Consider the following 22241-nt stretch of genomic DNA (forward strand, 5'->3'; position numbering starts at 1 on the left):
TTTCATAATTAATTTTAGAACAGCAAGAACATTGCTACTATTAACATCAGCCCCGCTGTACATTCCAACTCCTCCCCTCGTTACACTCGGGTTGCGGGGTTTCCATTGCCATCGGGTGTAGTTAACAAAATTTTGAGGCTTTTCTGACCGTCAGCTAAAGCAAACGGCAATGAATAGCTAGGTGCCGATATAGCGATAGCCAAATAATCATTTTGCCGAAAATTCATTGAAGCCTGGCGTTAGATAATATAAGCTCAAAACCATTTCCGAAAAATAGAAATCCAGCTACCGCAAACTATAACGTCCAGTAAGAATATCACCATCCAAATTTATTGCCGTCAGGCTTTAGCCGACGGAAATAGCAATTCAGTTGTGGACTTTAGCCGCATTTAAAAGAGGTAACCAAAACCAACATCAGCTAGCCCGCTAATGTAAAATTTTGTTAAACTTTAGCTACAATTCCCCGTCCTTAAGCAATAAACCATATATTTAGCTTTTTGCCGTCATTGCGAGGCACGAAGCAATCCTAAAGTGTATATATGCCTTTATTAAGTTTGAAAGATTGCTTCGTACCTCGCAATCACGTTGTAAGTTTGTACCAGCAAATTGTGATTAAATGAAATTTACGAAGATACTATTACTCCTATTTTTTTGCTTTGGCTTTACATCGGCCTATGCCCAACAAGATACTGTTACGTTAAATAATATCATTACTAAAACCAAGCGTCTTTCCGAAGAGCAGCCGTTAGAAAAAGTTTACCTCCATTTCGACAAGCCCTATTACGCTGTTGCCGATACTGCATGGTTTAAAGCTTATGTAACTACACAAAACAATATCCCATCGCCATTAAGTAAAATTGTTTACGTAGAGATGTACAATTCGGTAGACTCGCTGGTGCAAACGGTGAAACTTCCTGTAAAAAACAGTGTAGCGTATGGACATATCCCATTGCCCATGAATACCTACAAACAAGGCAATTATTACGTTAGAGCCTATACTTTATGGATGTTAAACTTCGATCCAGATTACTTCTTTTCAAAAAACGTGCTCATTGGAGAAGCTATAGACAAGCAACTCATTACAAATGCCAATCTAACAAACGCAAGCGCAGACAAGTCCATCAAAACCACAGCACGAATTCAATTTAAAGACATCAACAAAAAGCCATTAGCTAATAAAACCGTAAATTGGAGGGTATTTCACAACTACGATGTTTTTGCTAGAGGTCGCGGAACTACCGATGCCAATGGCTACCTCACCGTGGTGGTAACCAGCAAAGCAGGAGATCCAATCAAAAAAGGAACTTTAGTTGCCGATGTAAGCATAGCCGATAAGGAATTGGCCAGTGCAAGTTTCAACATTAGGCAAAACGACAACGGCATAGACTTTCAGTTATTTCCAGAAGGAGGAGAATTAATTCTAGGTATCCCTAACCAAATTGGTTTTAAAGCCGTAAAACCAAACGGACTTGGGGCCGATATTAAGGGAAGCATTGTAGATGATCAAAATGCTGAGATTGCGACATTCAGTTCTTCTTTTTCGGGCATTGGCAGCGTCTTTCTTTCTCCAGAAGTAGGAAAAAACTACAAAGCAAAATATACCGCTGGCGGCATCACTACTACTATAGATTTGCCGAAAGCTAAAGACGGCATTACGCTGCAGGCAAGTAATCCCACAGCTACAGATTTTATCAACCTACGTATCTTAGCCAGCACTTCTTTTTTCGAAGCAAACAAAGAAAAACCTTTCTATTTAGTAGGACAAAGTGGTAATTCTATCGCTTACGGCGCACAGCTAAATCTTAAAAACCAGGTAATTACCGCTAAAATCCCGAAAGAGAATTTCCCATCTGGTGTAGCGCAGCTTACCTTATTTAATGAAAACAGCGAACCAATTAGCGAACGTTTAGTGTTCGTACTGCACAAAGATGCCATGAATTTAGCTTTAAAGGCAGATTTACCTACTTACAAACCTCGCCAAAAAGTAAAACTCACCTTAGATGCGAAAAGTAAAGGTGCACCAATAGTAGGAGATTTCTCGGTAACGGTTACCGACGAAACTAAAGTTCCTGTTGATGAAAACAGCGAAACCACCATTTTGAGTTCCTTATTACTTACTTCAGATCTAAAAGGCTACATCGAAAAACCAAACTATTATTTCAACAAAACCGATGAGAAAAAATTGTTGGATTTAGATCGTTTGATGTTAACCCAAGGTTATAGAAGATTTGCGTACAAAGAAATTCTAGCTGGCCGCTATCCAAAAATATTCTTACTCCCAGAGCAAGGTATCAGCATTTCTGGAACGTTAAGAGATTTAACCGGAATGCCAATTAGAAAAGGCGTAATGAGAATGATGGTAACAGGCAAACCTATCTCAAAAGAAATTACGACAAGCAATGTGGGTGTATTTAGTTTTAAAGATTTGGTATTTCCTGATTCTGCACAGGTAGTTATCACAGCCCGCTCTAACCCTAACTATAATAACCTAATGATTATGTTAGACGGTACGCCAAGCGCAGGAAGAGGAACTAATTTACATGCCGCAGATGAAGTAGAAAATATCGACACAGCGATGTCTTCTTACTTAAGCAACAGTCAAAGGCAATACCGTTTTATGCGAACCTTAAAAACAGTTGAAATTAAAGGTGCTGCGCCGAAAAGGCCGAGCCATTCAGATCATCCAGCACTATCAGGTTTAAGCCAAATTCCAGATAGGTTTATAGATGGCGCACAACTGAGCGGATGTAACCTACTGTTAGAATGTTTAAGAGTACAAATGCCAAGCTTAACCTTCGATTTTAATGAGCAGAAATTTTACATCACCAGAGATTATAACCAAGGCGGACGAACTCCCGCAGCTATATTCTTAAACGGTATGTTTGTAGATGCCAATGCTATTAACACCATTGCAACGACGGATGTAGAATCTATCGAGATTTTCTTGAATGACCCGCTTGGAACGGTTGACAGGATGCACAACACCCGTGGGGTAATTGTCATCAACTCTAAAAAAATCCCGAAAGGTGAGAAGATTTCTAAGCAAGATTTCTTGGATATGATTCCTAAAAAATATGAAGTAAAATACTCGCCAATGGGCTATAGCAAGGAAAGGGAATTTTATTCGCCTAAATATGCGCCAAACGCTCCGGTTACTAGCAACGATTTAAGAACTACCATTTACTGGAACCCTAAATTAGTTACTGACGAAAAAGGAAATATCAGTTTTGAGTTTAATAATGCTGACGGCAAAGGAAACTACAAAGCTGTGGTAGAAGGTATAGATAAAGATGGTAATGTGGGAAGAACGGTGTTGAGGTATACGGTGAAGTAACACAAATGGAATTAAATAAAAAAAGGAAATGCTATTGTATTTCCTTTTTTTATGGTTTGACGTCAAGGGCGGATTCGAACCGCCGTAAAGGGTTTTGCAGACCCACACCTAACCACTCGGCCACATGACTGTAATGCTTAAAATAAACCGAGATGCAAATTGCACCCCGGTTTTAGGTTTAGTTAGTTAATAAGCGTAGTGGCCTAGCAATGGATTCGAACCATCATCAGAAGTTTATGAGACTTCCACCTCCCTGTCGGTCAACTGGCCATATATTTTAAACTGTTCTCAACTTCAAAAAATCTTGAAGCGCTTCTTGCTCTTCCTTTGCCTTCCTTAACTGGTCTTCCTCTGGGAAAAACTTTTCTTCATCATTCATAAATGGATTGCTATATATCGGATATTCTGCAATTGCTGGAAACTCTAGATAAATCGACATAACCAAATAAATAAGGGCAAAGCCAGTAAACGTTAAAACTTAAATCAAATGTAGACAAAAAATAAAAGACTACCAAATTAGTAGTCTTTTATTTTCATTTATTTTTAAAAACTTTACCGGAGTGCCTCTTTCACACTAGCGGCCATCCCATCAAAATACTTAAGCCCATTCATATTGTTTTTCTCCAACAGCATTTCTATTTCTAATTTGCCAGGATTGTACCGCAGATAGAAAACTGTACCGTTTGCCAAGGTAATTTCTTTGCCATCACTTACCGATTTTGTCAGCAACAAGCTATCCTCACGCTGAAAGGCATTCTTTAACATTTGCATTACCTTATCGTCTTTCCTTTTTGGATATGCTGCTATCAATTCGTAGCGTTCTTTAGTTTTGTTCACCTTTATTGAGGTTCCACTTTTATTGCAAGCCATTATTAGAACAGCTAGTGCAATGAATAACAATATCTTTTTCATCTGAATATGATTTACTTTTCTTTCATTTATGCATTATTGAGTTGATAACTAATTCCCTCCAGTTCTTCCCTTAATATCGTCAATTGCTGTTTTTCGGTTTCTGGCAGATTTCACTTGCTGGTTACCAAAAGCGTAATTTACACTTAGCGAAGCCCGTCTGTTTACGTAGTAATTCTTAATGTACATATCTACATTTTGATACTTCATTTGTCCTTCCCAATAATTGGTAGAAAGCACATCGTCTACTGCCAAACGTAGTTTAAGCTTATTCTGCATCAACGTTTTTTGCACTCCAAAATTCAGGGCATATTGGGCAATGGTAGTTTCTTCTACCCCACGTATTCTTGGAGAATCGTACCAAAAACTAACTTCGGCTCTGAAGGTTTTAGAGAAAGCAATAGACTGGGAAGTATTAAAGTTGAAAGAAACCTTCGATCTTTCATAAGCTGCACCAACCAATGTACCGTCTTGATATTCTTGGTAAACTGCAGAGAAATTATTTTGCATGCTCCAAATCTTGTTGATCTTTAGAGGCACATATAAATTGGCGTTGTACAAATTGGCTTTACCAAAGTTCTGGCGCTGCACTTCTATCTGCTTGGTAGCATCGTTTTGGCGACTAACTTGCGTAATCATCCCTCTAACGTTGGAATAATTTAAGGATAAAGAGATTTCTTTGAAACTATAGCCTACTTCGAAATTATCTGTAAACTGTGCATTTAAATATGGGTTACCGCTATCAATTGTATAAGGATCTAAATACTGTACAAAAGGATTGAGTTGTTGGTAGCTAGGCCTATCTATTCTACGGCTATAAGAATAATTTAGGCTATTGCTTTTGTTTAGCTCCTGTTTGATAAAAACCGATGGAAACAAGGAAACATAATCTCTGTTTACCACTTTATTGCTTGTTACCGAATTGCCTTTGCTATTCGTATGTTCTGCCCTTAAACCCAACTGCACTTGCCATTTCTTCCAATTTTGGGAAAGGTTGGCATAGGCCGCGTTGATGTTTTCTTTGTAGATGAATAGGTTAGATCTACCCAGAACATCAGTCCACTGCCCGTTACTCAACTGCTCTGAGATAAAATCGTTATTGGTATTCACAATACTGCTTTTCAATCCCGATTCGAATTTCAAAGTTTTAGAAAATGGCCAAGAAAAATCGGTCTTCGCGGCAAACACATTTATTCTCGCATCCACAATGTTTCTTAAGTTAGAGCTATTGGTCTGTACTTGCGATGCATTCAAATAAAGTGCGTCGAAACTATCATTTCTATCCATACCATAACCTGCATAATCCAGATCGAAGGTAATATTGGCATCTTGCTTTGCTAAATCGTGCTTAATGTTAAAGTTAGAAGTTAGGCTATTGAACTTAGCTTTGTTTCCATTAATTTGGTTGATGAAACTCAAAGTCTGCGCACTTTGCTGATATTCGTTGATATTGGCATTACTTATTCCAGTCTGCTGATTATCAATAGTTGCAATATCTAAAATGATACCAACTACTGTCTTTTTAGAAGCATAATAATCGGCACCAATTTTTCCTGAATAGCCAGTGCCTTTTTGGTTGCGGTTAAAAGCTTGATCGAATTTTGTAATTGAATTTCCAATGTTGGCAGTTCTATCTAACAAGGTTTGATTGTAGCCCGTACGTGCGTTAAAACCAGCATTTCCGAAAATATTCCATTTATCCACTCTGTGGTTTAGATTTAAATTTCCGCTATGGCGATACAAATCTGAAGGGCCATTTTTAGCACTTCCTAAACCTGTATTTACAGATAAAGTACCATTGGTGCCAAAAGTTTTATTTCTCTTTAGCTTGATGTTGATGATACCCGCATTTCCGGCCGCATCATATTTAGAAGATGGGTTGGTAATCAGCTCGATGGTGGCCACTTGGTCGCTCGTCATATTGCTCAATACCGTGGTGATATCAGCTCCAGAAAGAAAATTCTGCTTTCCATCTACCATAATGGTGATACCAGCTTTGTTGTTCAGTTTAATCTGTTCGGTTTGTCTATCGATAGTTACACCGGGCGCTTTTTCCAATAACTCTAAAACACTGTTACCAGTAGCGGTTACGTTATTTTCTACGTTAAGTACGGTTTTATCCGCCTTGCGCTCTACAAATGGCTTTTGGCCAACAACACTCACTTCTTTCAGTTGCTTACTAGTGCTTTGTAGCTTAACCGCTGGCAACTGCAAGTCGTTACCTGTATAGCTAATTTTAGGCGAACTGTAGTTTTGGTAACCCACCATCTTCACCCTAATTTGATACTGCCCTTCGTCTACTTGCTGAAATTGGTAAACACCATCCATATTGGCGGCAGTCTCTTTCACTTTCATAGTATCCACCAGGTTAATCAATCTTACCAAGCTGTAAGGCACTGCCTCATTATTTTCTGCGACAACTTTACCGCTTATGTTTCCTTTTTTTTGGGCAAAGGATGTCCCCCACGCCAAAAGGCATGTCATTATAAGTAATAATTTTTTCATCTGTTTATTTTCTTAATGAAATGAAGCGGTAATGATTAGCATAGAATTTTTATCAGATCACTATCGTTCATTGTAGTTTGTTTTTTTACTGTGACTTAGAATTTGGCAATCAGGTTACACGCTAAACTAAATTGTTTATTATTGAGGTTTAATTTTTAGGCAAGGGCATAGCCATCCCCCTTTGGGGCTTAAAAATTTTAATAGGAATTATGGATTATTTAGTGGAAGTATCAGCAATTCATCATCTAGCAATCGCTGATACTTCATACTTAAGTTTTACTCTGTCTTTTTAGGATTTTCGATATCGTATCTACATTTCAAACCTTCTTCGGTCATGATTGATTCGCGGTAAGGTCCATCTTCAAATCTTCTATCTTCACGGCAGTTGTAATACTGATAAAAGCTCCAATACCTATGGCAGTTTTCATTAATCAAAACACGGGATCCCACAGGTATCCTTAAAGCTAAATGCACCCTTTGACCACGCCAAGCACCATTTTCTTTAAATTTAATACTCGGACTAAATACTAACGAAGAATCCTTCTGAACAAAATTGTATTCTATATTTTGTGCATTTTTCAAAGCGGTTTGGAAATTTTTGCCTTGCGATTCGTAAGTAGCACTAATTGACGCTTTACCATCGTGGCTTTTCTCAATTTCAAAGCTTACATTTCTAGGATTTCCAAAAGGACCTTCATTATAATTATCCACAATTACCCTATTTCCAATATTCATTTCCTGTAGATGATATTTAATGCTGTCTTGCCTGTTAAAAACCATACTTTTATCTACATCAATCACATAAGTTTGATATTGCTTTAACTCAGTTTGTTGCACTAATTCGGCCTCTTCCTTAAACTCGCCCATAATTTTTGCTGTATAATAGCCCGATGTTCCTGCACCAACCAACCAAACAATCAATAAGCCAAACCAAACGTATTTACTAATTTCAATTCTATTGTTAACCACCTTTAAGGCAAATAGAACTAATGCCAAAATGGGGATGAAAAAGGTAAGGAAAGCATGAAAAATCAAACCATCTCTAAACGAGGTATTAATTACGTTCAGCGGAAAGTTCTGATAAGTGCTATCGTCCCAGAAACCCACCAACATTCCAAGACATACAATTAGCGCAATCATCATTCCGAAGCCAAAAACAATAAAACAAATGGCCATTGTCTTTCCAAAAAATCTAAATATTGACCTTATTAAACGACCAAACATTTTCAATGCTTCGGCTATAAAGTTTCCAGATTTCTTAACCGCTGGACCTAAGGTATCATTTGCCGATTTCATATTTGCCTTAAAAGCTGCCAACTCTTCTTCAAAACTCTTGTTGTAGCCATAAAGATTAGTCGCTTCGCCTTTCATTTCCATACGTTCCGATCTGCTCGATGCCCTTGGAATAGCTACCCATAAAATCAGATAAACTAAAATGCTGGTTCCCGCCAAGAAAGTAAGTAGGAAAAAAGCTAGGCGCAACCAACGTGCTTCCACATTTAAATAGTGCCCCAAACCAGCGCAAACACCTGCAATTACACCTTCGTCTGTATCGCGGTATAATTTCTTAACACCGTTGTAATTAGCGTAGAAGTTTTCCGTTCTTATTTCTTCTTCCTCATCGTTTAAAAAATCTTGTACACTACCCATTTGGGCAATTACGCTTCGCACATCGGCAACATCAATCACCTGTTTTTGTCCCTTTTGTAAAATCTCCGCAAACATCTCGGCAATACGGTTTTCAATGTCCTTTACAATCTCAAAATCATCTGCAGTTTTTGCAAAATGTTGTTTAATCTCGTTTAAATAAACCATCAGTATTTCGTAAGCTTCTTCCTCAATGTGGATGATAGAGTTGCCTATGTTAATGATAATCGTCTTATTCATGTCAGTATTTTTATCAGCAGCCACAGCTGCCACGTTAATTATTTTTCTTCAGTTGTTTGGTTAGCTCCTTGTTGCGATGTAGTGATGGCGTAAACCAACTCACTCCATGTGGTATCTAGTTGCGCTAAAATCTGGCGACCTTCGGGTGTTAGCACATAATATTTACGTGGCGGTCCCGATGTAGATTCTACCCAGTTGTAGGCCAACAGTCCGTTATTTTTTAAGCGGGTAAGCAAAGGGTACAAAGTCCCTTCCACTACCAATAATTTTGCTCGCTTCAGTTCAGCGATTATATCAGACGCATAAATCTCTCCTCGGGAGATGATTAAAAGCACACAATATTCTAGTATGCCCTTGCGCATTTGGGTTTGCGTATTCTCTGCTATCATAATACAAAGATATATGTTAAATAATGTACTATGCAATACATAGTACTATAAAAACAATAAAATATTTTACAATTAACTGATTATCAACTACATTAATTTCGATATAATTTTTAGATAAATTTTAAAATATTGATTTTTTAGGTTTTTTGAAAAGGAAAGACAGTATTTCTTGGGCGCAGAAAGTCCCGCTGTTTGCTCAATCTTTTTGATGCCCTCGCTAAAAACCTCATAGGTTTCCTCTGCTCTATTCTCATCAAACCTATGAGGTTTACCATCTGCAAAAAGGATTTTCACGACCATCGGGTTTAGGAAACAGAAAATTCTGCATCTATCGAAAAACAACCTCACCCCAAACCCTTCCGAAAATCGGAACAAGTACTCCTTTAAAAGTAGAGAGCTCTAGATGCAGAAATTTGCATAATTCCATTTCTCTCCCTTTTAGGGGGAACCGATGCGTAGCGAGCTCATTGATGCTAAAATAAATAACAACTACCAATAGATGCCGACAGGCAGAAAGGGTTTACGGTTAAATTTAATACTCGTTGGCGGGGACGCCAACAAGAGAAACCAGAAGCTAACCGATAAATTGCTGCAGGCGTTGGCGTCCTCGCCAACGCGTAAAAAACACAATCTAAAGCACGATTGCAAGTCGAACTGGCAATGACGCACCTATTAAAGCATTTAACTCCAAAACCCCAAACAAAAAACAACCAAACAACCAATTCCTATGAAAAACACTACTTATTTGGTAGATTAGCAATTCTAAACAAAGCAATGGCATTACAGTACAAAAAAATAGTTGTTAAAATAGGTTCTAATGTAATTACACAAGCCAACGGTTTACCAGACAATCAGCGAATTGCCCATTTAGTAGACCAACTAGCGGCAATTAAGAAAAAAGGTATCGAAGTTATTTTAGTTTCATCGGGAGCGGTAGCTTCTGGACGTAGTTTAATCAAAGTTTCCGAAAAGCAAGACGCCGTAGCCACCCGTCAATTATTAGCTGCTATTGGTCAGGTAAAACTGATTAACACCTATGCAGGTTATTTCGATAAACATCAAATTCAGTGCGCACAAGTGTTGGTTACTAAAGAAGATTTTAGAGACCGAGTGCATTACCTGAACATGAAAAACTGCATGCAAATTTTGCTGCAAAATGATGTAATTCCGGTGGTAAACGAGAACGATGTGGTTTCTGTAACCGAGCTGATGTTTACCGATAATGACGAACTTGCTGGGTTAATCGCCGCCATGATGAATGCCGATGCTTTGTTTATCCTCTCTAATGTAAACGGTATTTACGATGGCGACCCGAAACTAGAAACGTCCAAAGTGATTGAGAAAGTAACTGGAACACTAACCGATTTGAGCAATTTTGTAAGTACTGGCAAATCTCAATTTGGCAGAGGCGGCATGATTACCAAATCTACCATCGCACAAAAGACGGCTAAATTAGGTATCAACGTACATATCACCAATGGTAAAAACGATAATGTATTAACCGATTTATTAGCGAAAAAAGTTGTTCATACCCACTTCGTTGCAGATAAAATTAAATCGGGGCAAAAGAAATGGATTGCCCATGCCGAAACCGCAGCAACGGGTATAGTACAACTTAATAACGGTGCTAAACAGGTATTGACTTCAGGCAAAGCCACCAGTTTATTACCCGTTGGTATCATCGCCATCAAAGCTGATTTTCTAAAAGGAGATATCATTAAAATATTAGATGAAGATGAAAAACTGATTGGTTTAGGCATTGCAAAATATGGTTCTGACAAAGCGAGAGAACGCATAGGGCAGAAAAACCAAAAACCCCTAGTACATTACGATTATTTTTATTCTACGATATAAATCGTTATGCAATATTTTATGACAAAATCACACTCTTTAACAGCAGACAACAAACCAACACTCTTTTCATTTGACATCGAAACAGTATACAAGAGTATTGAGCGTTGGGTATATGATAATAAAAGGTATTCTAAACGAGACTTAGAAACTGATGCCAATTTACTAAGACAAGTTGCAAAAGACTTTATTGATGTAATAGAAACAGGGATTTTAACAGACAAACAACTTGACAATTTTATTAATGCTATTGAGATTGGTGCAAGCGGAATATGGGAACCCACAACAACTAAATTACAATTACTTTCATATCATTTTGATAACGCTAAATTTAGACTTATAGAACTTATAAAAACTGCAAATTCCCAAACGATTGAAAGACTATTGAATTGTATATCTGACAATCTCACTATAGCTGAATTGACAGAGTTATTCATTTTTACATTCAAAAGCAAGAGTAAAAAGATAAGAATTAAGACTGCAAATATTGCGCTAGACACAAGAGACGAAAGATTAGTTCCTCTACTACAAAAAGAACTAAATGAACAATCCGATAGTAAGATAAAAGAGGCTATACAATTTGCTATTAATAATATGCATCAGCCAAAAGGAGAACTCACATTTTAAACTTGACAAAAAGGCATCTACCCCCATACCTTTAATAATGCAAGTGCCGCTTGCACAAGTTACGATCCTTCAACTTTACAACATCCCAACTAAAACATGAACCATTTCGAACAAGCAAAGCAAGCCACTAGAAACATCGTTACGCTAAACAATGAAACCATTAATTTGGTGCTTAGCAGTTTAGCAGATACCCTAGTAAAAAACACTGATTTTATCCTTACCGAAAACCAAAAGGATTTAGACAGAATGGACAAGGCTGACCCAAAATACGACCGTTTGCAATTAACTGCAGAGCGTATCAAAGCCATTGCCGAAGATGTGAGAAATGTGGTTACTTTGACCAGTCCATTAGGAAATATCATTAACGACCGTACTTTACCAAACAACCTCAACATTAAAAAAGTGCGGGTGCCTTTGGGTGTAGTTGGCGTAATTTACGAAGCCAGACCAAACGTTACTGTAGATGTGTTTGCTTTATGCTTCAAAACCGGAAATGTTGCTATCTTAAAAGGTGGTAGCGATGCAGAATTTTCGAACTTGGCAATTTCAAAAGTCATCCACGATGTGTTAGCAAATCATCAAATCAATAAAGACGTACTAACATTATTGCCAGCAGATAGAAATGCTACTGAAGAATTACTCAACGCAGTTGGTTATGTAGATGTATTGATACCAAGGGGAAGCCAATCGCTGATTAACTACGTACGTCAAAACAGCAAAATTCCAGTGATAGAAACTGGAGCTGGCATTGTCCATACATTTTTTGATGCTTCGGCAAACTTAGAAAAAGGGCAGCAAATCATAGCCAATGCGAAAACCAGACGAGTGAGTGTTTGCAATGCTTTAGATTGTGCTTTAATACACGAAGACCGCAAAACAGATATTCCTACTTTATTATCGCCTTTGGCAGAAAAAGAAGTGGAACTTTATGCGGACGAAATCAGCTATGCTTTGCTGAAAGATACTTACCCAAGTACGCTTTTGCACGAAGCCACACCAGAACATTTCGGCACCGAATTTCTATCTCTAAAACTGGCAGTCAAAGTAGTAAAAAACATCGACGAAGCTTTAGATCATATTGCAACCTATAGCTCTAAGCACAGTGAAGCCATCATTTCTGAAAATGCGGAGAATATCGCTTTATTTTTAAACCAAGTAGACGCTGCAGCGGTATATGCCAATGTTTCTACTGCTTTTACCGATGGGGCACAATTTGGTTTAGGTGCAGAAATAGGTATCAGCACACAAAAATTACATGCCCGTGGGCCAATGGCTTTAGAAGAACTAACGAGTTATAAATGGTTGGTAACAGGCGACGGACAAGTAAGGAATTAATCGTTATAAAAGGTGTTTCAAAAAAACTACAGGCTGTAGCTAATATGGACAATCTGCAACATAAAAACACCTTGACTATCAAGCTAAAACAAGTATAAATGCTTAATTCATTCTGGGATTTATACGTAGTTATAATTTAATTTGTAACGAAATACTATTTATTCACATTTCCACATCTTTTTGGCTTTGTCTTTGTTCATATATCAAATATAAAGGAGGAAAAGCCATGATAGCAAACATACAACAATCTACATCAGCTGCATTCTACAACGCTCGTGAGAAAAAAGTAGTTAAACCCTCTAGTTTTAAAGAAAGAGTAATAGCCGATCGAATTGTAATGTTAATCATGTTGATAGGCACCATTGCCTTTGCTGCAATTACTGCCTAAATTCTATAATAATAGCGCATCAATTCGTTGTGCTTGTACCATATCTAATGATTTAGACCAACTAAAGACAGTGAAATGCCCGTCTTGTGATGCAACCAAAGCTAAGGCATTACGTTGGTCGAAAATAAACTGCGCTGCCGATAAATGTCTGGTGCCACCAATTTTTGCGGGATGTACCACTACCGGTTCTGCATTATTAATCGGTTCGGTATAAGAAATCTGATGAATATGCTCGCTGCTATTTGCTCGCCCGGTTTTAGCTCCAAACGCCAACAACTCATATTCATCTGTAATTATGGTGGTTCCATCTACCGCGGTTAGTCCCGCCAAATGATCAATTTCTCTCTTTAATGCTGTTTGCCAAAAAATCTCACTGGCATCGTCCCTATCTTTTCTTACCAAATCGGCCAAACCCTTAAATGGTGGTGTTAAAGCATAGCTAATAGGATGAATTACCGACCGCTTCCAATCTTCTGTATCTTGCGGAACCATTAATACCGCACCACCCCTTCCATGCGCACGCATAGAAACCGACAATTGTATAAGGATATTTGCCGTATCGCTCCAATAACTTTCTGCCGTTAAATCGAGTAAAGACATCAAAATACTTGGGCACTCGCCAGTTTTTGGTGCATTTTCATTAACAATTTTAATTTGATCGCCCTTTAGAACTGCAACGTTGGTAAATTTGCCAAAACCAGCCATTCGGCGGTGCTTAACCACCAACAATGCCGGCTCCGAAACATCAACCACAAAACAATAATTCGGGATATTTAAAGTAGTTCCCCAAACGTGCAGATCATAACCATCGTGCCATACGCCAATATGAATACCTCCTCGCTCTACACCTGGTGCCAACTTGGTTAATACATTTGGATTTAATGGTAAATTTTGTTTAAAAAGCAATGGTTTAGTTGCCTGCTCCGGCGGTAAAAAAGCGATGGAAATTTTGGGCGAATGGCCTTCTTCTTTTCTCAAGCTGCTCCAAAAGGCAGCATCTAAAATAGCTTCAATTACTCGGGCTGGCGGCTGTGGTGCTAAATCAAGTTCGCCTTTTGCGCTAGCTTCTGCCAAGTGCTCGGCAAAGTGTGTTTCTATAGTAGCTGCAACTAGCTGCGCCGCTTGGTAAGTAGCCCGATTAATCATGTTCCTAAGTTATCTATTTGGTTCTGCAAATTACAATTTTAGTCTTGTAAACAAGCTCAAGCCTACAAATCTGCAAAAAAGATGAATTTACTATGATGAATGTGCTGAAACCTTCAACCTTCACTCCTTTCTTATCCTACATCAATTTATTACTCAACCAACCACCGTAAATTTGTATCAACAAAGGAGAAAAAATTATGGCACAGACCGTATTACACACAGCCAACACCCGCGGAGCCGCAGACCATGGCTGGTTAAAAAGCTTTCACTCTTTCAGCTTTGCTGGATATTACAACCCAGAACGCATCAATTTTGGTGCATTAAGAGTATTGAATGATGATTTCGTAACTGGCGGAATGGGATTTGGTGAACACCCTCATGATAATATGGAAATTATCTCTATCCCATTGGAAGGAGCATTACAGCATAAAGATAGTTTAGGAACTACTGCAACCATCAAATCTGGAGAAATACAGGTGATGAGCGCTGGAACTGGTGTTTACCACTCAGAGTACAATCCTGATGCGGCAAATCCTGCTAAGTTTTTACAAATCTGGGTTTTCCCTAACAAAAGAAATGTAACACCTCGTTACGACCAAATCACGATTGATGCAACGACCAGAAACGAATTTGTGCAAATACTTTCGCCTAATGCAGATGATGCTGGTGTATGGATTTACCAAGATGCTTGGTTTAACATGGGCAGGTTTGATGCAGCAACAGCTAAAACCTACAATTTGCACAAAGAGGGAAATGGCGCTTACATTTTTGTACTCAAAGGAAGTATTAAAGTAGATGGCCAGAACGTTGATACTAGAGATGGTTTTGGAATTTGGGATACCGATAAATTTGAAATTACTTCAAGTACCGATGCAGAGTTTTTAATTATGGAAGTTCCGATGAAGTTTTAAAATAAACCACATAGATACATAGGCTAAAAAAATCTATGTGTCTATGTGGTTAAAAATTTAGCAAATGACAAATATCTTAATAGTTTGCACCAACCAACCTATTGCAGCAACAATAGCACGCTTAATCGACAAAATGGAAGATTGGCAAGCTTCTGTTGCCTTATCACTTAATGATGCATTAGAACATTGCTACGCCAAAACTTACGACGTTATATTGATAGGTTCGGGAATTGGCCAAGAACATGAAGATGTGCTGAAACTCCACATCGAAAAACTAAAAACTGAAACCCCTATAGTAAAACACTATGGCGGCGGAAGCGGCTTGCTTTACGCCGAAATTTATCAAGCATTGGCAAAGAAGTGATTAAAATCATTTTATGGGTTGACTGCCAAAACGTTTCCCCTTAATTTGCGTATCTACTTTTGGATGATTGATTAATGCGCAAATTCTATGGCTAAAATTGCTAAAGATTACTACCTCACAGAAGTTGACATACTACCCGACAGCATCTATTGCATGCACGATTTGATGGGGGAAGACGGGATCAGACCTCACCAACACGTTAAAGATCAACTGCTTTACACAGAAGGCGGTTTGGTTCACGTAAAAATTCAAGATGTTACTTACTTCCTCCCAGCTAGGCATTACATGTGGATACCCGCCGGACTGGAACACAGCATTCATCCAGGTTCTAATGCTGTAACCATGCGCAACCTTTACTTCCCTAAAACGCAAAGCGATGAAGGTTTTTCTGCCCAAGCAGGTATTTATCCAGTAAATGAACTGCTGTTACAAATGCTGGTTTTTACTCGCCAATGGGATGGAGATATTTTGCCAGAACGAGAGCGAGAAGCCGCATTCGGTTTTGTTTCTGCTTTGAGGTTGATTTTACCGCAACTAAGCCAAAATCAGCTATTGTTGATGTTGCCTATCCCAACCGACAAACGTTTAGCACAGGTTATTCATTACATGGAAGAATTTATGCAAGAAGGTGTTCTATTACCCCAACTTGCACAACGTTTTGGTTTTAGCGAACGTAGTTTATCAAGACTTTTCAAAAGCAACATCAGAATGTCGTTTGTGCAATACCATACCATCCAGCGTATGCTAAAAGCCTTAAGATTGTTGTTAGATCATAAGATGGAAATTAAAGAAGTAGCTACATTGGTGGGCTATAACAGCATCCCAACTTTTAGCGCTACCTTCCGAAAGGTAATGGGCTCCAGCCCATCAGCCTATGCGAAAAGAAGGCTTAAATTTAAAACCAGATTTGGCATAATTTAATAATATTTTGTCTTTAAATGATAAGTAGCCAAAATCAATACCCCATACATTTGTTAATTGCCAAATAGTATGTACGAAAATAGAATACGAAAAACAGAATTAGAACAGCTAATTATTACCGCAGAAGAGGCGGCAATGTTGTTTAAAGATAAAATGGTTGTGGCATCTAGCGGTTTTACCAAAGCCGGAGATAGCAAAGCCGTATTAATGGCATTGGCAGAGCGAGCTAAAGTTGACCCTTTAAAAGTAACATTAATGACCGGCGCATCTTTGGGACAAGGAACGGATGGCGCCCTTGCAGAGGCCAATGCGCTGTCCCTACGTTTACCCTTTCAAGTGGATCCTATTATGCGAAAGGCCATTAATAAAGGCGAGGTATTTTTTATTGACCAACATTTGGGAGAAACGGCGAATTTATTAAGAGCCAACAACTTCCCTAAAATTGACATCGCTGTATTAGAAGCCTGCTTAATAGAGGAAGACGGCAGTATTATTCCAACTACATCAGTAGGAAACTCTGCCTCTTTCGCCGCTTTGGCAGAAAAAGTAATCATCGAACTTAATTTATCGGTTCCACTTTCCATTAGAGGGGTGCACGATATTTTTTCTACCGGCGAATATCCAAGCAGAAGAGCAATACCCATTACGAAGGCAAATTCTGTAGTGGGAACAGATTGTATTGCCATTAATCCTGATAAGATTGTTGGTATCGTAATTACGCAGAAAACGGATAGTCCTGCAGAAATTGAAGCCCCAGATGCAGCTACCACTGCCATTGCCAACCATTTAATCCATTTCTTTAACAGAGAGGTAGCCAAAGGAAATTTAAGCAAATCGCTCTTACCACTACAAGCCGGGATTGGTAAGGTAGCCAACGCTGTTTTAACGGGTTTTACGCATAGCGATTTCGAAGATTTGACCATGTATTCTGAAGTACTGCAAGATAGCACCTTTGACTTATTGGATTCGGGCAAATTGTTATTCGCTTCGGGCTCTTCTATCACTGTTTCTCAAGAGTATTACGATAGAATTTTTGGAGATTTCGACAAATACAAAAACAGGGTAATGTTACGCCCGCAAGATATCAGCAATGCGGCAGAAATAATTAGGAGGTTGGGGATTATTGCCATTAACACTGCATTGGAATGCGATATTTACGGCAACGTAAACTCTACCCATGTAAGTGGTACACACATGATGAACGGTATTGGCGGTTCGGGAGATTTTGCCCGTAACTCTTACCTCAGCATTTTTGTAACTACTTCGGTTGCCAAAGGCGATAAAATTTCTTGTATCGTGCCAATGGTTTCTCATGTTGACCATTGTGAACACGACGTGGATATTATTGTAACCGAACGTGGCTTGGCAGATTTGCGGGGCTTGGCACCAAGACAGCGAGCCCAAGTCATCATCGACAAGTGTGTACATCCAGAATATCAGGAAGAAATGCAGAGCTACTTTGACAGAGCTTGTGCAGAACGTGGCGGACAAACACCCCATATTTTGGAGGAAGCATTCAGTTGGCATACATCCTTAAGGGAAACGGGCAGCATGAAAAAGGCAGTGATGGTATAACTTACTAATAGTAGTATTTAAGGTGAATATGGTATTAACCTCGTCATTGCGAGAAAGAATATGAGGAGAATTGAAAATCAACGAAGTTAAATCTAAAGCAATGAAACTAGTGCTAAAAAATTTTGTGTAGATAATTGATACATAAAGGAGCTAGATTTCTCTTCGTCGTACCTCCTCATCGAAATGACGGATTAGAAACATTTTTGAGCTTTTAGGTTGGAGATTGCTTCTCCGAATAATCGGAACAGGCTATGCCTCGGAATAACGACGTTAAACAACTGAAATCCAACGAAAAACGTAAACAATTCACAGTATTTAGCAACAATTTTTTGAAGGTTGAGTAACCGAATTGCTAAACCTTTACAGCAATAAAAAAACAACAGCTGGTTAAATCAATATCCAAACCTAGGCAATGCCAACTTGTAGCGCACTACTATAATTCTTAGGGTCACAATAAAAGTGATAACGATAATTTTAGCGATATCAGCTTTTAGGCTTAATTCCAATAACCCGAAATATAATATGCCACCTGCAATACAGGCTGTAGCATAAATTTCCTTTCTAAAAATTAATGGAATGGTATTGAGTAAAGTATCTCTGATGATACCACCAAAGCAGCCAGTAATGGTTCCTAAAGCAACGCAAATACCAGGTTCTAACCCAAAAACGATGCCTTTTTGCACACCAACCAAGGTAAACAAACCTAAGCCAAGCGAATCGAAAAGGAACAAGGTTACTTTAAATTTTTTAATTTGATGCTTGAAGAAGAGGGTAAGAATGGAAGTGACTAAAATGAGCAAGCAGTAGTTTACGTCACGCATCCAAGCTACGGGCGTATCCCCTAAAAGCAAATCACGGACCGTACCACCGCCAATTGAAGTAACGAAAGCGATAATCAAAACACCAAAAGGGTCTAAACGTTTCTGTACTGCAGCGAAAGTGCCAGAAATGGCAAAGGAAATAGTTCCTAGTACCTCAATAATTTCGGTGGTGTTAAAGTTCATTATGCTTCACCATTACGTTTTCTAAAAAACCATTCGATACTCAACAATACTAAGATAGCAGCAAAAATCCATTTGAGGTTAATCATTTCCTCATACCTTCTATCCTCGTACGTGATGGTTTTTACTTGTCCGCTTTTTTCCAAATCATCCGCTATGCTTAATAATGACGCTGGCATATACATTTTACCTTGCGTTTGTTGCGCTATGGTATTTAATAATTGATGATTTGCTGTAGTTTGTTGATATTCTGTAATCACGGCGTTTACGTAAAACGCACCATTGGCGGTGTATTTCTTATCGCCCAAACTGGTAGAAGCGGTGTAAGTATAATTCCCTTTCGGCAAAGCTCCAGCATCTAAAGCGTAAGCATTTCCAATTTTTGAGAAAGTATAATTGTAGGCTTTACCCTCCGAATTTTTGATTTGTATTTTTACTTCGGAGGCATTTACAGGCTCAAAAGCATCATTATACAAAGTTGCATTAAGTACTGCATTTTCATTCTCTTCGAACGTGCTTTTATTTGTATAAACCTTAAACTTGCGTTTATCATCTTTCACAGAAAGATATTGCACCGTTTTCGAAATCAGCTCTGCTACCAAAGGATAAGCATTTTCGTTTTTTGCTTCCTCTAACTTCCATTTCCAAATGCCCTCTCCTATTAAGAAACCAGTCTTTTTGCCATTGTCTTCTGCAAAAAACAACAACGGACTTTGGGTATTAACTTTTCCAATGCGCTGGTTAAGCACTGCAGTGTAGCTTCCTTTAATCATCATGTTGGCGAAAGGAATTTGCAGCGGGTCATAACCGTCCAGTTGTTTTAGGGCATCTGTATTTAAGTTGTAAGTGGTAAAATTATTGTCGTAATACGGAAATACATCTTGTAAACTTCCATTTGGTCGGGTAAAATTTAATTGTGTTTGTGCCTGGTTAAAACCTTGTAAATTCGTTTGCGCACCTAGAACAAACCAAGTTGCTATTTTTTGTTGCTTTAACTTATTGATTAAAGATGTTGCAGAGTAATTTGCAGCTGGTAGCTGATATAAAATCACCAAACTGAATTTAGCTACATCTACACTTTCCAATTCTTCAGCTATTGCTTTGCTTACTTCATAGTGTTTATTTAGTTCGATGGCTTGTTTAAATGTTGCCAAATCTGGATGAGGACCAGCAGCAGCTAACAGAACTTTTTGGCGTCCATCAATTACTTCTACAAAAATAGTTTGGCTGTTATTTTTGGTAGTGATTTCATTTTTAACTTCTGATACATTTACCGTATAACGATGCACACCAACTTTCGTTGCTTTTAGCTTGATTTGAGCATCTTTCACGAAACTGGCACTGCCAATATTTAGAGATTGTTCCGTTACTTGCTTGCCGTTCTCTAATACCGATAACCTCACATTTTCACCTTTACTTTCGAAGGCTTGTAACTGTACATCTAAAGTAAATTCGTTATCGAGGTAAACGATATTATTGTAGTTTACGTTCGCTACCAATACATCTCTTTTCGGGATGGTATCTCCCATGGCGATGGTGTAAACTGGTGCTTTTATTTTATTCAGTTCGTAAATCGGATTTCCACCACGATTGAAAATGCCATCGCTTGCCATGATGATAGCACCAACGTTTCTGTTTAGCAATTCGTCATTTAGTTGACTTACCAATGCAGTTCCATTACTGATTTGGTCGTCGCCTGTAAACGATAGGCCTTGTTTTACACTGTCGCCAAAGCTGTAGGTTTTCACTTCGTATTTTTCACTCAATTTATCGGCTAGCTGCTTTAAATCTTGCTCATATTTTTTGGAGTCGAAACCCGATGGTTGGATGGCTTTAACCGAAATGGAATTATCGTTAGCAATAATGATTACCGGTTTTTCGGGCGTATGGCTAATGCGACGTACCAAAGGCGCAAATAGCAAGAAGGCCAAAGTTGCCACAGCTAAAGTGCGAACCGCAACTAAAATGTTTCTTAATTTTTTATCAAGATTTTTATTAGCGCCATATAAAACCCAAGCATAACCTGCTCCTAAAGCAAGGCAAGTAAGCAAAATAATTAATGTAGAAAACGAAAAGAAACTATTCATACGCTAATTGTAAAGATGCTATATTTATTTAAAAGAGCAAAGACTAAAGGTGAAAGCTTAAAGACTAAAGAATAAGAAGACTAAAGGTGAAAGGCTAAAGGCGAAAGACTAATGACCAAAAGGGCATGTTCCAATAATTAGTCTTCAATTATTAAATTGAAAATGAACTGATGAACAAATGACTAATGAACCAAAATTTGTAATTTGCATACACAAACTATTTATATGAAACGCTTATTCTACCTTATCTCATTAGCAACAATGACCTTAACAGCCCACGCACAAAAAGGCTTTAAACAGCAACAACTAAAATTTGAACGTGTAAGAACTGCTTACGATTTAAAATGGGCATCCTTAGAAAAAGACCTACAAAAAGCTGGTTTTGGTAATGGATTTGAAATGCTAATGAATGCCTACAAAGCTGAAGGAAAAGTTGAAATTTGGTTAAAGACTACAAAGCAAGATAAATTCACTCTTTTTAAAACTTACAATGCTTGTTCAAAATCTGGCACTTTAGGTCCGAAAGTAATTGAGGGTGATTTGCAAACTCCAGAAGGTTTCTATAAAATAAATGTGTTTAACCCGATGAGTTTGTACCATCTTTCTTTGGGTGTTGATTATCCGAATACTGTGGACAAAGCGAGAACTGGAAAAGATAGAAAAACAGGTGGTGATATTTACATTCATGGTGATTGTGTAACTATTGGCTGCATTCCTCTAACTGATGATAAAATCAGGGAAGTATATATTCTAGCCGTGGAAGCGAGGAATAATGGTCAAAAAGATATTCTTGTAAATATTTTTCCTTTTAGAATGACAAAGGTAAATTTTGATAATTATGCTAAACAATTCCCCCAGCATATTGCTTTTTGGAATACCCTGCAGCCAGGCTTTGATGACTTTGAGAAGAATAAAATGATGGCAAAGGTGACGCAGGTTGGTGGGAAATATGTTGTGAAGTAATTTTTTTTTAGCTCGCCGCCGCTGGGCTCTTACTTTTTGACCGCAAAA

Annotated in this window: 20 protein-coding genes and 2 tRNA genes; 10 read left to right on the forward strand and 12 right to left on the reverse strand. The window is 38.3% G+C overall.

Annotated elements, in window-relative coordinates; genetic code table 11:
- Nucleotides 1–80: 80 nt before the first annotated feature.
- Nucleotides 81–227 carry a hypothetical protein gene (locus REI64_RS07865; RefSeq protein ID WP_308849562.1) on the reverse strand — a complete coding sequence of 49 codons (147 nt, stop codon included), beginning with the start codon at nt 225–227 and terminating at the stop codon, nt 81–83.
- Nucleotides 228–616: 389 nt separating this feature from the next.
- On the opposite strand from REI64_RS07865, the gene REI64_RS07870 reads away from it, so the two are divergent.
- Nucleotides 617–3334, forward strand: a complete 2718-nt coding sequence (locus tag REI64_RS07870; protein ID WP_308849563.1) for a carboxypeptidase regulatory-like domain-containing protein — start codon at nt 617–619, stop codon at nt 3332–3334.
- A 59-nt stretch (nt 3335–3393) separates the two neighbouring features.
- On the opposite strand, the gene REI64_RS07875 is transcribed toward REI64_RS07870, so the two are convergent.
- The 8 genes from REI64_RS07875 to REI64_RS07910 form a co-directional block, all read right to left on the reverse strand.
- A tRNA-Cys gene (locus tag REI64_RS07875) sits at nt 3394–3464 on the reverse strand.
- A 69-nt stretch (nt 3465–3533) separates the two neighbouring features.
- Nucleotides 3534–3604: transfer RNA gene (locus REI64_RS07880), tRNA-Met, on the reverse strand.
- Between the two features lie 7 nt (nt 3605–3611).
- Nucleotides 3612–3773, reverse strand: coding sequence for a hypothetical protein (locus REI64_RS07885; protein WP_308849564.1), 162 nt, complete (start codon nt 3771–3773; stop codon nt 3612–3614).
- A gap of 113 nt (nt 3774–3886) precedes the next feature.
- Complete coding sequence (locus REI64_RS07890; protein WP_308849565.1) at nt 3887–4246, reverse strand: hypothetical protein; 360 nt, start codon at nt 4244–4246, stop codon at nt 3887–3889.
- Nucleotides 4247–4294: 48 nt separating this feature from the next.
- Nucleotides 4295–6748, reverse strand: coding sequence for an outer membrane beta-barrel family protein (locus REI64_RS07895; RefSeq protein WP_308849566.1), 2454 nt, complete (start codon nt 6746–6748; stop codon nt 4295–4297).
- A 276-nt stretch (nt 6749–7024) separates the two neighbouring features.
- Nucleotides 7025–8635 carry a PspC domain-containing protein gene (locus REI64_RS07900; RefSeq protein WP_308849567.1) on the reverse strand — a complete coding sequence of 537 codons (1611 nt, stop codon included), beginning with the start codon at nt 8633–8635 and terminating at the stop codon, nt 7025–7027.
- A 38-nt stretch (nt 8636–8673) separates the two neighbouring features.
- Nucleotides 8674–9024, reverse strand: a complete 351-nt coding sequence (locus REI64_RS07905; protein ID WP_308849568.1) for a PadR family transcriptional regulator — start codon at nt 9022–9024, stop codon at nt 8674–8676.
- 87 nt (nt 9025–9111) lie between these two features.
- Entirely contained in the window at nt 9112–9318 is a 207-nt protein-coding gene (locus REI64_RS07910; protein WP_308849569.1) for a hypothetical protein, read from the reverse strand.
- 480 nt (nt 9319–9798) lie between these two features.
- Here REI64_RS07910 and proB point away from each other — a divergent pair, with 480 nt between their 5' ends.
- From proB to REI64_RS07930, 4 genes are all read left to right on the forward strand, one after another.
- Nucleotides 9799–10878, forward strand: a complete 1080-nt coding sequence (gene proB / locus REI64_RS07915) for a glutamate 5-kinase (protein WP_308849570.1) — start codon at nt 9799–9801, stop codon at nt 10876–10878.
- An 18-nt stretch (nt 10879–10896) separates the two neighbouring features.
- The gene (locus REI64_RS07920; RefSeq protein WP_308849571.1) at nt 10897–11502 is read left to right on the forward strand and encodes a hypothetical protein; all 606 of its coding nucleotides are present in this window, start codon (nt 10897–10899) and stop codon (nt 11500–11502) included.
- A 96-nt stretch (nt 11503–11598) separates the two neighbouring features.
- A complete protein-coding gene (locus tag REI64_RS07925; protein ID WP_308849572.1) occupies nt 11599–12837 on the forward strand; it encodes a glutamate-5-semialdehyde dehydrogenase in 1239 nt (412 codons plus the stop codon).
- A 226-nt stretch (nt 12838–13063) separates the two neighbouring features.
- Entirely contained in the window at nt 13064–13225 is a 162-nt protein-coding gene (locus tag REI64_RS07930) for a hypothetical protein (protein ID WP_308849573.1), read from the forward strand.
- Nucleotides 13226–13228: 3 nt separating this feature from the next.
- On the opposite strand, the gene REI64_RS07935 is transcribed toward REI64_RS07930, so the two are convergent.
- A complete protein-coding gene (locus tag REI64_RS07935) occupies nt 13229–14371 on the reverse strand; it encodes a putative sensor domain DACNV-containing protein (protein ID WP_308849574.1) in 1143 nt (380 codons plus the stop codon).
- 197 nt (nt 14372–14568) lie between these two features.
- Between REI64_RS07935 and REI64_RS07940 the strand changes: the two genes are divergently transcribed.
- The 4 genes from REI64_RS07940 to REI64_RS07955 all read left to right on the forward strand — a co-directional run bounded on the left by REI64_RS07940 (nt 14569) and on the right by REI64_RS07955 (nt 18142).
- Entirely contained in the window at nt 14569–15282 is a 714-nt protein-coding gene (locus tag REI64_RS07940) for a pirin family protein (RefSeq protein ID WP_308849575.1), read from the forward strand.
- Nucleotides 15283–15346: 64 nt separating this feature from the next.
- Nucleotides 15347–15646, forward strand: coding sequence for a hypothetical protein (locus REI64_RS07945; protein ID WP_308849576.1), 300 nt, complete (start codon nt 15347–15349; stop codon nt 15644–15646).
- Nucleotides 15647–15733: 87 nt separating this feature from the next.
- Nucleotides 15734–16567, forward strand: coding sequence for an AraC family transcriptional regulator (locus REI64_RS07950; RefSeq protein WP_308849577.1), 834 nt, complete (start codon nt 15734–15736; stop codon nt 16565–16567).
- A gap of 69 nt (nt 16568–16636) precedes the next feature.
- Nucleotides 16637–18142 (forward strand): succinate CoA transferase, encoded by a 1506-nt coding sequence (locus REI64_RS07955; RefSeq protein WP_308849578.1) that lies wholly within the window; start codon nt 16637–16639, stop codon nt 18140–18142.
- Between the two features lie 392 nt (nt 18143–18534).
- Here REI64_RS07955 and REI64_RS07960 read toward each other — a convergent pair whose 3' ends face one another.
- Both REI64_RS07960 and REI64_RS07965 read right to left on the reverse strand, forming a co-directional pair.
- Complete coding sequence (locus REI64_RS07960; RefSeq protein WP_308849579.1) at nt 18535–19146, reverse strand: trimeric intracellular cation channel family protein; 612 nt, start codon at nt 19144–19146, stop codon at nt 18535–18537.
- Nucleotides 19146–21230, reverse strand: coding sequence for a hypothetical protein (locus REI64_RS07965; protein WP_308849580.1), 2085 nt, complete (start codon nt 21228–21230; stop codon nt 19146–19148). Before REI64_RS07965 ends, REI64_RS07960 begins: the two co-directional genes overlap by 1 nt.
- Nucleotides 21231–21455: 225 nt before the next feature.
- On the opposite strand from REI64_RS07965, the gene REI64_RS07970 reads away from it, so the two are divergent.
- On the forward strand, nt 21456–22193 hold the full coding sequence (locus REI64_RS07970; RefSeq protein ID WP_308849581.1) for a L,D-transpeptidase family protein: 738 nt from the start codon (nt 21456–21458) through the stop codon (nt 22191–22193).
- The last annotated feature ends 48 nt before the right edge of the window (nt 22194–22241 follow it).

The sequence above is a fragment of the Pedobacter sp. genome (assembly GCF_031119335.1).
Classification (GTDB): Bacteria; Bacteroidota; Bacteroidia; order Sphingobacteriales; family Sphingobacteriaceae; genus Pedobacter.